This is a genomic window from Microseira sp. BLCC-F43, from assembly GCF_041929235.1.
Taxonomy (GTDB): Bacteria; Cyanobacteriota; Cyanobacteriia; order Cyanobacteriales; family Aerosakkonemataceae; genus Microseira.
Genome location: NZ_JBHFNP010000058.1, coordinates 29125 through 42629 on the forward strand (window position 1 = coordinate 29125; position 13505 = coordinate 42629).

Genomic DNA, 13505 nt, shown 5'->3' on the forward strand with positions numbered 1-13505 from the left:
CGAGATCGACGGTCGAAACCGGGTTTATTTTCTCGTCCTGCGTCAGTCCTGTAATTGTAAAGAGCGTTAACTACTCACTAGATCGCTGACTGCTCCAATAATATCATATCCGGTTGATTAGTTATTGTACAATTTGATGGTTGTAGTAGCACAGCATCCACAATATTTTGCTTTTGTAAACAACATTGAAGGTGCCGTGCCCCTACGCCTAATTATAAGCAATTAACCGGACATGATATAACTCAGGGATCTGAGTTTTGCTCTGCGCCTAGTAGCATGATTTTTTAATTGGCTGTTGCCAGTGCGTTTAATATGCCGAGTAAATCGTCAATTGGAGTTAGGTAGCGATCGTTAAAATCCATTAATACTTCTAGCTTTGGTGTAAGTGCTATAAACCGCCAAACTTGACCAGTAGTAACAGTGCCATACACCTTTTTTTCTCCTACATCAGGTAGGCGTCGATTGAGGATAAACGAGGCGAACATTGTAGCTAACTACAGAAGTTTTGGTGCGTTAGCCAAGCGTAACGCACCCTACTGAGTAATGACTACAAAGTTTCCCAAGCGGTGCCTTTATATCCGTATTGGAAGATTTCAGGATGCAATATTTCAGCCAAAATTTCTAGAGAATCGGCTAACCTTGGCCCCGGACGGTTAAAGTACCAGTTGCCATCGGTGACGTAAACTCTGCCAGTTTGTACGGCGTGCAAAGATTGCCATTCCGGATGCTGGGCTAATGCCTTGGCTTCAGAACGAGTGCGGTTTAAATCAAACCCACAAGGCATGAAAACGATAATATCTGGATTAGCCGAGAGCAAAGACTTCCATTCGAGTTTTGGCGAGGGTTGACCAGGGACGCCAACTAAAGGCTGACCTCCTGCCAATTCGACTAATTCTGGTATCCAATTTCCGGCAACCATTAGGGGGTCAGTCCACTCGATGCAGGCGACTTTGGGACGGTCTAGTTCGGGTAAGGCTTGGGTTTTTTGCTGGCAAATTTTGACGCGAGATTCTAAGTTTAACAGCATCGGTTCCGCGCCCACACCAAAAGCATCGGCAACCCTTTCTATATCTGCCCAAATGTCGGCTAGCAAATTTGGCTGCAAGGAAATAATTTCGGGTTGGCTGTGGGTGAGTTGACCAACGGCGTTTTTGACATCCGCTAAGCTAACGGCACAAACGTCGCACTGGTCTTGGGTGAGAATGTGTGTGGGTTGCAGTTGCTCTAAGACATCAATTTTAATTTGATAAATGCTTAAAGCTTTTTGTAACAACTCATTGACATCTTGATCAATTTGTGCGCTCGGAGTTTCTGAGTTTAACCTTGCCCCGGTGCAAACGGGGCGGTCTTGGACATCGGGGGGATAGTCGCATTCGTGGGATCGCCCCACCAAGGCATCGGTTAGCCCCAACATGGTTACAATCTCCGTGGCACTGGGAATTAGGGAGACTATTCGCAGATTTTTGGCATCAGTCATTGCTACCACCTGTTTTTCAGCTATTTTTAAGGTAGCGCTCGATCTATCGAGTTGTGATCCGTCTCTAGAGTTACCAAATTCTTAATTTTTGGCGGTTAATTGCTGGATATGATGCCATGCTTGGACGAGATTGCCTTGCATCAGCGCCGCTACGCCGCTTAGTGCTTGGAGTTCGGGAAAATTGGGGTTGAGTTGGCGCGCTTGTTTAAGGGCAATTTGGGCAGCACTGGGACGCCAGTCATATAAGTTAACAAATGCTAGGTAGGCAAAGGCATAGGGATTTTGGGAATCTAGTTGAGTGACTCGTTGTAAGGCTGCGATCGCATCTGGAACTCGTTGTTGCAATACCCTTGCCAAAGCCACCCCATAAGCCCATTCTAAGTTTTGCGGTTCCCGTTTTAACCGATATTCCAGCGCCTGGGCTGCTTGTTCGAGATAATCTTGAATTGGGTCATATTGATTAATTCGCCCGATTTGATCGAACAAGGATTCTAATGCTTTTGCCCCTTTGGGTAACTCGGCAGATAAAATCCGTAACTGGGTGACTAAATCTAATTCCGGTGCAGGTTTTGCGGCGGCAGTGGGGTCGATATTTAAAGTAACTGGCGGTACTTGGATGGGATAGGTTTCGCCGGTTTGTCGATTGAAGTAAGCTGCCTCCAAGGTATAAGTTCCGGGGGTTATATTCCCTGGAGGCAGCATCGCAGTTTGTTCGATGACTCGCAATTCCTTGGTTGTCGTTTCAAGATCCGGTAACCCCGTCTCAAAAGAAGTACCCGGATATAAAAAACCCATAGCGGTCGCATGGTCGTGTAACCACCACTGCTGTTGAGTTTGTTTTTCCGGGGTAACCGCGGATTTGCGCCATGTTAATAGTACTAAACCCGTTCGCAATTGCTCTGAGGGGCTTGACCACTCATAGGTAACGGGAACCGGAATACCAGGCGGGGCTTTTTCCGGTACGATAACTCGATTTAACTTAATTTTTTCACTTCCCTTTTCTGGACTCAAAGGCTTTACCACAACAGAAGGCTGGCGACGATGGTACAGTTTTAAAGTGCTTTTATCCGGCAATTTCCAACTTTTGTGTAATTCAAAATCCGAGCTTTTTTCAATTAGTTGAACCATAGCAGGTTGCGTCTTGGGAATTGACCCTTGTTCGCCGGTTTTAGTGACGAACCAAGAAAGACTTCGCGCATCTTGTTTTAGATGTTTTTGTCTCGTTCCCACTTGTCGCCCGTAAACTTGGAAGTTCGCCAATGCACCGTAGTAATTAAAATTATGCTGGTTAATTTGCGGGGTTGAAGGTAGAACCCCTAACGTTGACTGTAAATCAGGTTCGGTTTTGATAATTTCTGCAATTACTTGTTGATGAGGCCACTCAGCACCCATGTATGCGTAGTGCTGAACGCGGGGACTGAGAATTTTGGTGATTCCATCACCACCTATAGGCCACAAATTGAGCAACATTAATATCACTGCCAAACTTGCAGTTACCCAACGGATATGTTTGGAAAAGCGTCCCCTCCACAGGGTTAAGCCATAAGCCAATAATATTGCTCCAACTGGTAAAAGTGGCAGAATGTAGCGGGCATCTTTGTTGATATTTAACGAACCAAGTAGATAACCACCTACTAAAAAGATTGCCAGCCATTTGAAGGATGCAGCTGTGCGGGTGTGCGGTTGTGCGGGTGAGAATTTAAATATAGATTCAGTTTTGCTTATCTGCTTCCAGAAATAAAGGAGAATGCCGACAATGGGGACGAGTAATAAAGGCCAGGAAACTAGATATGGTAAGATTTTCCAATAGTAAATCCAGGCGTCGATGGTGTTGAGGGCGGGATCTCCTTCTGCGATCGCAGAATCTATTGTCGCCCGTTTCCCCGACGTTAACATCAATAACCAATTGGTACGATACCACGCCCCAAATACCAACACCGACAAGCAAGAAGCACCTATTAATTGCCCTATTTTTCCCCACGCCCGTTGTCGGAATGCACCCGCTTCTACCCACAATATTGGTGTTAAAAGAAACAGTAAAGCCGTTTGCTTCACCATTAAAGCTAACCCCAAAGAAAGACCAAACATCCCTGCCCAAAACCAGCCAGAGAACCCCCCCTTAACAAGGGGGGGCAGGGGGGGATCTCTTTCCTCCTCTTCTCTTCTTCTCTGCGTCCTCTGCGTCTCTGCGGTTTTAATTTTCCAAAGTGTTAGGCAATAAAAACTAAAAGTAACAACTGCCGTTACGGGATAATCTAACAGAAAATCGAGGCGATATCGGTAGAGTGCGGGTAACACTTGACACAAAAAAGCCGCCCATAAACCCACTTGACGATTGAACAGTTTTTCCCCCAAACCATAAACTGAAATCAGTAAAATGGCGCTAAAGAACAAGTTAACTATAGTAGCTTGATCTGGCCCCCTACCAAATAAATTCTGAATGATTGCAGCGGCGATATAAGTGAGGGGAGGAACTTTCGTGGTGATTTGCCAGAAACTCGTCCACCATTGGGGAGAAAACCATTGGGGATGTTGTAACGCTTGCCAATAGTTTAAAGTGCCGGTGAGGTAGTCGGCTTGATCCCAATATGGGATATTACGATCGAGGGCGAACCAGATGCGATCGCACGCCGCCCCCACCAGCCATATTATCACCAGTGGGAGCCAATCTTTGAATCTGTTTTGTTTATCTTTCTCGGTCATTCAGCTATACTGCCAGTTGCTTCAGAATTGGCTGGTATTTGTCCAAACAATTGTGGCAACAACAATCCAGATTGTGCTTTGTATTGGGCAAACTCAGGATAGCGGGAGAGGGATCGATCTTTTTTCAGCATATTCGGCACAAAAATAGCTGCGATAAAGCCCCCAAAGATTAAAAATGGCAGCCAGTGTTGAGTCAACATCGCAAAGGAAAGATAAATCAAAACCTCTCCCAGATAGTTAGTATTGCGACAGCGGGCCAAGAAACCTTCTGTTATCAATCCAGGTCGATATTTGAGCGTGTAGTATTTTTGAGCATCGCTGCTATAGGCCAGAAAAATTCCCACAATATTGCAGGAAATAGCAGCAGCTACTAAGGGCAAGGATGGCACTGTTCCACTGCTAATTAAAATGAATGGGGCTACCCAATACAAAAGCAGTTCCCCAAAGACAAACATACCCTGTCCAAGGGAAGTTTCTTGTTCCCACTGCTTATCTGGGAAGATGCGATCTTTAAGCAGCCACAGCAGTCCATAGGTGCCGTGGAGAGATAGGTAAACCCAGGGACCAAGGGTGAAGTTTTGGTAGGCAAACATCAGTCCTAGCACTACGAGGGGGGTGCTTGCTTTGTGCAGATTAATAGAATGCTTGATTTTCATAAACCCACGATCTCCTAAGTTTCTAATCGCAGAAACCGGGTTTCTTGAAGAAACCCGGTTTCTCAGTTTAATCTGCCCCTTCAATCGGTGCAAAACCTTGCCGCTGGATATTTTCGGTAATTACCCGCGGTTCGAGGAATTGTAGCAGGTAATCTGGCCCACCTGCTTTGGAACCAACTCCGGAAAGTTTGAATCCGCCAAAGGGTTGTCGCGATACAATTGCACCCGTAATGCCTCGATTGATGTACAAATTCCCGACTTCAAATTCAGCTTGTGCTTTTTCGATGTGGGAAGGAGTACGGGAATACAACCCGCCTGTGAGGGCAAAATTAGTGCCGTTGGCGACTGCTAATGCTTCAGGGAAATTCTGCACCCGAATTACCGCCAAAACTGGGCCAAAAATCTCTTCTTGGGCAATGATTCCATTCGGCGGAACATCGGTAAAGATGGTCGGGCTGATAAAATATCCCGTATCGGAAACTGGCATTTCTAATGCGAGTTGGGATTCTTGTTTTCCCTTTTCTATGTATTCCCGAATGCGGTTAAATGCATTGGCGTCGATCACCGGACCCACTTGGGTACTTGGAAGTTCTGCCGCACCAACATTTAAACTGCGGGTTGCTTCGACTAACCGATTGACAAATGCTTCGTAAACGGGTTCCAATACGATAGCGCGGGAACAAGCGGAACATTTTTGACCGCTATAGCCAAATGCGGAGTAAACTACCCCTGCAACTGCTTGATCTAAGTCGGCACTTTCATCGACGATGATGGCATTTTTTCCGCCCATTTCGGCGATGACGCGCTTGAGGTGTTTTTGTCCTGGTTGTAAGATGGCGGCATCGGCGTAGATGCGACATCCGACTTCTTGGGAACCTGTGAATGCGATCGCGCTCACGTCTTTATGTTTTACCATGTACGCACCCACGGTAGAACCTTTACAGGGTACGTATTGGAAAACGCCTTTGGGTATTCCCGCTTCGATTAATATTTCGGCTAATTTTGCCGCAATTACTGATGAAACTTCCGCCGGTTTGAGTAAGGTACAGTTTCCCGCGACGAGGGATGCTACTGTCATGCCGCAAGGAATTGCTAGGGGGAAATTCCACGGGGATATGACTAATGTTATTCCCCGCGGTTGATAGTGATAGCGGTTGGTTTCGCCAGCGAGATCGAAGTTATGTCCTTTATCTAACCGTTCCATTTCATCGGCATAATACCGACAAAAATCGATCGCTTCGGATACTTCCCCGTCGCATTCCCTGACAGCTTTGCCAACTTCTAATACCATCCAAGCGCATAATTCATGCCGCCGCTGTTCCATTAAATCCCCAGCTTTCCGCAAGATAGCGGCGCGTTGTTTTGCTGGGGTGCGACTCCAACTAGAAAATGCGGCTTTCGCTGCTTGCAATGCTTGTTCTGCACCTTCGATGGAAAGCAGTCCTACTTTGCCGATAATTTCCGTTGGATTGGAAGGATTGAGGGAATTAAAGGTATCCTGCGTCGGTGCGTATTCGCCATTCACAAAAGGCCAATAAGTTTTACCCAATTGCTGACGAATTGTTTGGATTGCTTGTTGCGATCGCTCTCTTTTCTCCTTATCTGCATAGTCGGTATCCGCCGCGTTGGGAAATGCCCGTTTTTCCTTCAAATTCGTTTCTGCTTTGGCATTATTTACCTGGGGCGGCGCTAGCAATTCCTCAACTGGACGGTCTTCTAAATTTTGCCGCAAGAACGAACTATTGGCAGTATTTTCCAATAGGCGACGAATCAGATATGCCATCCCCGGTAGCAAATCGCCGTAGGGACAATATACCCGCACGCGATAACCTTGATCGACCAAGGCTTTAGCTAATTTATCGCCCATGCCGTAAAGCACTTGCATTTCAAACCGACGGCGGGGGATATTTAAACTTTCCGCAATCGCGATGGCGTGGGCTTGCGATCGCACGTTGTGACTCCCAATCGCTGCATATAAATATTCGTGATTTTCTAGCAGCAATCTGGTTAAATTTTCAAAATTAACATCGGTTGCACCTTTGTCGTTAAATACAGGTTGAGGCCAATCTTTTTGTACCGACTTAATCGTTTCCTGATCCCAATACGCGCCTTTAACTAACCGAACCGTCACCGGATATCCCCGTTGTTTAGCCCAAGCAATTAACCCTTGCAAGTCTTTTTCCGTATCTCTTAAATAACCTTGCAGCGTTACGCCAATATCGGTACGGGAACGAAATTCCTCTTCCATCAATAATTCTTTTAAGATGGCGAGGGTAATATCTTTATAAACATATTGTTCCATGTCAAAGTGTACCGCCGCCCCCAATTCCTTGGCGCGGCGCAACAGGGTGCGGATGCGCCCGCTGACTCTTTCCTGACTCCCTTTCGCATCTAGGGGGTCAAATTGGGAATAAAACGCCGTTAACTTGACAGAAACTTGAACTTGTGGTATAGGTTCCCCATCCGCCAAATCGATCGCATCGACTTTAGACCAAGTTTTGGCGACATCGGTTAATTGCGCCATTAATTCCAGATAGCGGTCGAGGTAAGACTGCGCCTCGGCTTCGGTTATCACCGCCTCGCCTAAAAGGTCGATGGTGAAGGCCATTTTATCCTTTCGCAGGCGTTCGATGGTCTTGATGGCGCGTTCGATGTTCTCCCCGGCAATATATTTGTGGGCGAGGGTTTCTACCGCCGAAGAAATAGTCGTGGCGGCGAGTTGTCCCGGCACCGAGTCGGGATTGGCGAAATTGAGTAACGCTTTGAGGGCTGCTGGTAATTCTACCGACTCATCGCCTAAATATTCTTGCAGGTGGCGGGCGATTTCCGATTTGCTGCGGAGGGCGGGTAAGCAGTCGATAAAGCGAAATAGCTGCAAGCGCAGACCGGGGCTACCCATCGCCCAAGCGAGCAGTTTATCATCCCAGCGCATTTGGTCGCGCATTTGGGCGAAAAACGAGCGATTTTCCTTAGTTGCCGCCAAAAGTTGCTTGGCGATCGCTTGTGTTTTAGTTTCGTAGGTATCTATTTGTACGACCACAGTTGATATACTCCAAAATCTGGGCAAGGCGTTGTTCAAGGACGCTAAAGACGCGGGGACGCTAAAGACGCGGGGACAAAGTTCAGACGAGGATAAAAACTTTGCCTGAACGTGCCGCCCTGAATCTTCGATTCAGTCCGGGTCTCAAACCCTTGGAACAGATGTTCCAGACACGAAACTAACACTTTAAACGCTCCGCGTCTGGTGCGTCTTTGCCTCCCCGTGTCATCTTCGATGAGGCTAGTTTGAGGAGATTCCCGCGCCAACCCTGTACCTGTACGCTTGCATTGTATCGTTTTGCGGTAATGTACTTGAATGGTTGCGGGGGTAATGGGGAATTTTTATAGAATAATCGGGATCAAAACGAAGCGAAATGTAGGTAGGCGTAAATCAATCGCACAGCGAGACACCCCGTTGCTTCAGACACCCATGCTGATCAGAATTACAACCACCTAGAAACCGGGTTTCAAGCTGCGATCTCTAGTTCCAAAGCGAAGATTTTTCATAGAAACCCGGTTGCTTGGCGTAAGTCCTGACACCGATTGTATTTTCCTGACGCACAAGTGAAACGAAAGTAGCTTTTAATAACCGAATTTATACGATTGATTTTTGCACAGTTAACGATAATATTCATAAGTGGCATTGTGAGCGCAAAGGGGGAGATAATTTTGTACGCTTTCCTTCAGTCCCTTGGCATTGCTAACCCTACAGGCAGCGGCTGGCTGGCGGTGATATTCACCTTTGGGTTGGCTTGGATAGTGACTCGGTATTTAATTCCAAAAGTACGCGCTTTTGCCCTCCAGGTGGGATGGGCAGATCAACCCAACCCCCGTAGGCTGAATAAAGAACCTTTACCCAACGCGGGAGGTTTGGCAATTTACGCGGGGGTGATTGCGGCTTTAATTCTGGCAACTGTCTTAAGACCGATTATCATCGAACCTGTATTAGTGCAGGTACTGAGTATTCTGCTGGGCGGATCGATTTTAGTTTTGGTCGGGTTTATCGACGACCAATATGGTTTGTCGCCTTACCTGCGCTTGTCTACCCAAGTTTTAACCGCATTGTTGCTATATTCCAGCGGTATCCGCATCGAAACCGCTTTTGCAACGCCCCTCGATCCCTTATTCTCTCTCTTGCTGACGGTATTTTGGGTAGTGGGAATTACCAATGCCGTTAATTTAATGGATGGGATGGATGGTTTGGTGGGCGGGATTAGTTTTATTACCGCGATGAGTTTATTGGCAGTTTCGGCACAATTTGAAACCAGGGCGGCGGCGACTTTGCTATTAGCGGCGTTGGGCGGTGCAACCTTGGGATTTTTGCGCCATAACTTTTATCCGTCGCAAATTATTATGGGGGATGCGGGGGCATATTTTTTCGGTTATGTGTTGGCGGCGACAAGTATTATTGGTAATTTAAAAGTTACCACCGCATTTGCTTTAGTGCCGACGCTATTCTTTTTGTTATTGCCGGTTATTGATACAACTCAAGTCGTAATCCGGCGACTAATGGCGGGGAAAAACCCGATGAGTACTCCGGGGAAAGACCACCTGCACCACCGCTTGCTGGCGTTGGGGTTGTCTCAGCGCAATGCGGCGATTGCTTTGTGGACGCTGAGTTTAATTTCTAATAGTTTGGCGATGAAGTTGCAAGGGATGACGCCTTTGGTAATTTATGTAACCACTGGCGGCATTGTGGGGCTTTTAGGTTTCACAGTTTGGCGGAAAATTAGACGAGATTATCGAAGTTGAAAGTTTATTTAACCATCCCACAAGTTGAAAAAGTACCGATTATGTCTAATCAGGAAATTTTCCAGGAAATCGACCTATTTTTTATGCAGCAAGGTAGAGTTTACCAGACCTGAAAAAATATTTTTCAGAGCTTATCTAAAGCTGGAATTGATTATGCGATTATTGGGGGCATGGCTTTGGTGACTTATGGTTATGTTCGGGCAACTCAAGATGTGGATCTACTCCTGAGCAAAGAGGGACCCGAAGCGTTTCGCAAGGCATTAGTCGGAAGAGGATTTGTGGAGTGCATTTCTAAGGGGTTGCCAAAAAAGTATTTCGCGTTCCGCAAACAGATGTGCGAGTTGAGATTATTACAACAGGTGAATTTCCTGGTGATGGCAAGCCAAAATCTGTGAGTTTTCCCGCTCCAGGTGCGGTTGCAGTAGAAAGAGATGGGATTAAAGTTGTTCAAATGACGACGCCGATCGAATTAAAGCTGGCATCTGGTTTAAGTGCTAGCGATCGCTTAAAAGATTTAGCCGATGTGCAAGAATTGATTCGAGTTCTAAATCTTCCCGCCGAGTTAGCAGAACAAATTGATGCATCTGTCCGCGATGAATATAGCCGTTTATGGAATGCTGTTGAGTCAGCACGTCAGAGAGATTTTAGATTTTATATTTTAGATTTAATCTGCAATCTGCAATCTTAAATCTGTAATTACCAATTACCAATGCAACGAAAACCGAAGCTTTAGGGTTGATTTCCATTTCCTGACTGTCTGAGCAGATATTCCCAAATCCGTCGAATTTCTGTCTGATTGTCCGTACTGATGCGAGCAATTTGCACCATAAATGTTGCCAGTTGGCTCACAGTAGCCTGCAATGATTGTTGATTCGTGGTTAGCGCGTCTACCCGCTGGGTTAATCGCTCTATTCCATTAGCAAGGTTAGTCGTTTGCTTGGATAGCGCTCTCAATCCGTCTATCAGTAGCGAAGCTGTCTCTCTACTGTCTGTTTCGAGTCGTTCAAGTCTAGCCTCCATTGCGCTAATTCGTTCTTCTACTGTCCCCTCTGGGTTGCTGTTGGTCATGGAAAACTCCTGGCTAAAAATTTTTTTAATCTCTATTAAGGATTTAGATAATTTGCAACTGGCATAGAATTTATTTTACTACTTTTTGAATTATGTTTCAATCCCTATTAAGGATTTAAATTAGTTGCAAGCATAGGTACTGATATCGCAAGCAGTAGAAGTAACAAGTTTCAATCCCTAATAGGGATTTGAATTAGTTGCAACCGATGACACTGTAGGTAATTGACATCATTGGCCTGTTTCAATCCCTAATAGGGATTAATGTTAGTTGCAACTAAAATTGCCTTGCTGATTTCGCGATTTGCTTCGTTGGTTTCAATCCCTAATAGGGATTAATGTTAGTTGCAACATCGTAACTTTTAACCAGAGTGAAGATAGGATAAGCAAGTTTCAATCCCTAATAGGGATTAATGTTAGTTGCAACTCAAGATTTAAAAGGCGCGTCTATTATCCTTTGTCCAGTTTCAATCCCTAATAGGGATTAATGTTAGTTGCAACTGTTTCTCACCCTTAGAATAAAGGACTATTATTACGTTTCAATCCCTAATAGGGATTAATGTTAGTTGCAACCCATAATGTCTCCTTAAGAATGTAGTTCTATTCGCCTGTTTCAATCCCTAATAGGGATTAATGTTAGTTGCAACGACTCCTGCCTCTATTTCCCCAGTGTGCGACCACCGGTTTCAATCCCTAATAGGGATTAATGTTAGTTGCAACTTACAAAAGGAGATTCTGTGGCGATTATCAAACTTGTTTCAATCCCTAATAGGGATTAATGTTAGTTGCAACCTGCGGCCGCTACGTCTTCCCAATTTAAAGTTGGTGTTTCAATCCCTAATAGGGATTAATGTTAGTTGCAACCGAAGGCAAGCATAAACATGGTCTATCCACCCAAGGTTTCAATCCCTAATAGGGATTAATGTTAGTTGCAACTTTAGAACATCAACGACACCCTGGTACTGACGAGAGTTTCAATCCCTAATAGGGATTAATGTTAGTTGCAACTCAAGCGGACATGGACGATAGACCTACAAGAACCGTTTCAATCCCTAATAGGGATTAATGTTAGTTGCAACGTACGCTTACGGCTCCTGGTCACACTTTTATCAATGGGTTTCAATCCCTAATAGGGATTAATGTTAGTTGCAAGAGGGTTGCAACAAACGATTAAGCAGCAGTTTGAGTTTCAATCCCTAATAGGGATTAATGTTAGTTGCAACAGGCCAGAACTGTAGCTTTGGGCTGCGTTACTGGTTTGGTTTCAATCCCTAATAGGGATTAATGTTAGTTGCAACGCAAGAATCTCCAAAATTTGGTCTATTTTACCACTGTTTCAATCCCTAATAGGGATTAATGTTAGTTGCAACCATAGAGCGAGAGCGTTTACTAGCAACAATCGCCGGTTTCAATCCCTAATAGGGATTAATGTTAGTTGCAACGTCGAAAAAGCATGGGCGAGAACCCAAGAGGCGATTGCGTTTCAATCCCTAATAGGGATTAATGTTAGTTGCAACAAATATCCTCGTCGCTATCGCTAAGCGTCTCCCCATCAGTTTCAATCCCTAATAGGGATTAATGTTAGTTGCAACTTACAGCAAAAAAGTCAACCATTAGCGCCAATGCGTTTCAATCCCTAATAGGGATTAATGTTAGTTGCAACCGGTAGACGGGAATATCGGTGCGTGAAACGCCATTCGTTTCAATCCCTAATAGGGATTAATGTTAGTTGCAACTAACTACAGTTGCAAGGATTTTAGTCTCCACGTAGGCGTTTCAATCCCTAATAGGGATTAATGTTAGTTGCAACAAAGGACAACTACAGAACCTCCTGTAGGCATCGAGACCGTTTCAATCCCTAATAGGGATTAATGTTAGTTGCAACCGATTGCTCCTGTTGATTTAATCTCTACTCAGTTCGTTTCAATCCCTAATAGGGATTAATGTTAGTTGCAACAGAATCAATTTGCCTTTTGTCATTGATGGCAGCTAAGTTTCAATCCCTAATAGGGATTAATGTTAGTTGCAACTTTCTGTAAAGCACGGTCGCGGAGGGTGGCGAGGCGTTTCAATCCCTAATAGGGATTAATGTTAGTTGCAACTCAGGTTCATGAGCTTCTTCACTACCAAGATTTGGTTTCAATCCCTAATAGGGATTAATGTTAGTTGCAACACAATCCAGACTGCCAGCCTTGTCTTTTCGGGTTCTGTTTCAATCCCTAATAGGGATTAATGTTAGTTGCAACTTTAAGCACCCTGAGGGCCGAAGGTTACAGCGTTGTTTCAATCCCTAATAGGGATTAATGTTAGTTGCAACCGAGATCCGCCGGGACAATCCCCAATACTGCGATAGTTTCAATCCCTAATAGGGATTAATGTTAGTTGCAACCCAGCGGTCGCCATAGATACAGCTTGCGATTGCGGTTTCAATCCCTAATAGGGATTAATGTTAGTTGCAACAGGCGATGGGCAAGCAAAGTCCATCGGATCGTACTCTTGTTTCAATCCCTAATAGGGATTAATGTTAGTTGCAACCCAGCGGGGAGGTTTGCGGCTTCAACTGAAACCGGAAGGTTTCAATCCCTAATAGGGATTAATGTTAGTTGCAACGCGGAGCAGCAACCTCGAGATAGATAGGAGAGGGCTGGTTTCAATCCCTAATAGGGATTAATGTTAGTTGCAACTTGAGTGCGGGAATGAGGGAAGATACGGGCACAAGGTTTCAATCCCTAATAGGGATTAATGTTAGTTGCAACGAGATATCTCTCGCTTGGAGTTGCCGAATCGTTAAAGTTTCAATCCCTAATAGGGAT

At 45.2% G+C, this 13505-nt stretch carries 9 protein-coding genes and 1 CRISPR repeat array; of the genes, 3 read left to right on the top strand and 6 right to left on the bottom strand.

Features of this window, described 5'->3' with window-relative positions; genetic code table 11:
- Window positions 1-284: 284 nt before the first annotated feature.
- The 5 genes from ACE1CM_RS10165 to pruA form a co-directional block, all read right to left on the bottom strand.
- On the bottom strand, window positions 285-485 hold the full coding sequence (locus ACE1CM_RS10165; protein ID WP_374877303.1) for a hypothetical protein: 201 nt from the start codon (window positions 483-485) through the stop codon (window positions 285-287).
- Between the two features lie 62 nt (window positions 486-547).
- Window positions 548-1477 (bottom strand): cobalamin-binding protein, encoded by a 930-nt coding sequence (locus ACE1CM_RS10170; protein WP_374877304.1) that lies wholly within the window; start codon window positions 1475-1477, stop codon window positions 548-550.
- Window positions 1478-1558: 81 nt separating this feature from the next.
- On the bottom strand, window positions 1559-4180 hold the full coding sequence (locus ACE1CM_RS10175; RefSeq protein ID WP_374877305.1) for a glycosyltransferase family 39 protein: 2622 nt from the start codon (window positions 4178-4180) through the stop codon (window positions 1559-1561).
- Window positions 4177-4836, bottom strand: coding sequence for a DUF1295 domain-containing protein (locus ACE1CM_RS10180; protein WP_374877306.1), 660 nt, complete (start codon window positions 4834-4836; stop codon window positions 4177-4179). Before ACE1CM_RS10180 ends, ACE1CM_RS10175 begins: the two co-directional genes overlap by 4 nt.
- Before the next feature lie 67 nt (window positions 4837-4903).
- On the bottom strand, window positions 4904-7876 hold the full coding sequence (gene pruA / locus ACE1CM_RS10185) for an L-glutamate gamma-semialdehyde dehydrogenase (protein WP_374877307.1): 2973 nt from the start codon (window positions 7874-7876) through the stop codon (window positions 4904-4906).
- A 668-nt stretch (window positions 7877-8544) separates the two neighbouring features.
- Here pruA and ACE1CM_RS10190 point away from each other — a divergent pair.
- From ACE1CM_RS10190 to ACE1CM_RS10200, 3 genes are all read left to right on the top strand, one after another.
- On the top strand, window positions 8545-9627 hold the full coding sequence (locus tag ACE1CM_RS10190; RefSeq protein WP_374877308.1) for an MraY family glycosyltransferase: 1083 nt from the start codon (window positions 8545-8547) through the stop codon (window positions 9625-9627).
- Window positions 9628-9797: 170 nt separating this feature from the next.
- Entirely contained in the window at window positions 9798-10022 is a 225-nt protein-coding gene (locus tag ACE1CM_RS10195; protein ID WP_374877309.1) for a hypothetical protein, read from the top strand.
- Window positions 9962-10315 (top strand): hypothetical protein, encoded by a 354-nt coding sequence (locus tag ACE1CM_RS10200; protein WP_374877311.1) that lies wholly within the window; start codon window positions 9962-9964, stop codon window positions 10313-10315. The genes ACE1CM_RS10195 and ACE1CM_RS10200 overlap by 61 nt, the downstream gene beginning before the upstream one ends.
- 41 nt (window positions 10316-10356) lie before the next feature.
- Here ACE1CM_RS10200 and ACE1CM_RS10205 read toward each other — a convergent pair whose 3' ends face one another.
- On the bottom strand, window positions 10357-10695 hold the full coding sequence (locus ACE1CM_RS10205; protein WP_374877310.1) for a hypothetical protein: 339 nt from the start codon (window positions 10693-10695) through the stop codon (window positions 10357-10359).
- 22 nt (window positions 10696-10717) lie between these two features.
- Window positions 10718-13448: direct repeats of the CRISPR family, unit length 37 nt; unit sequence GTTTCAATCCCTAATAGGGATTAATGTTAGTTGCAAC.
- Window positions 13449-13505 lie beyond the last annotated feature (57 nt).

Coding starts and splice junctions, on each gene's coding strand:
- ACE1CM_RS10170 (WP_374877304.1), bottom strand. CDS start 1,477: ATGACTGATGCCAAAAATCTGCGAATAGTCTCCCTAATTCCCAGTGCC.
- ACE1CM_RS10180 (WP_374877306.1), bottom strand. CDS start 4,836: ATGAAAATCAAGCATTCTATTAATCTGCACAAAGCAAGCACCCCCCTC.
- ACE1CM_RS10165 (WP_374877303.1), bottom strand. CDS start 485: ATGTTCGCCTCGTTTATCCTCAATCGACGCCTACCTGATGTAGGAGAA.
- ACE1CM_RS10205 (WP_374877310.1), bottom strand. CDS start 10,695: ATGACCAACAGCAACCCAGAGGGGACAGTAGAAGAACGAATTAGCGCA.
- ACE1CM_RS10175 (WP_374877305.1), bottom strand. CDS start 4,180: ATGACCGAGAAAGATAAACAAAACAGATTCAAAGATTGGCTCCCACTG.
- ACE1CM_RS10195 (WP_374877309.1), top strand. CDS start 9,798: ATGGCTTTGGTGACTTATGGTTATGTTCGGGCAACTCAAGATGTGGAT.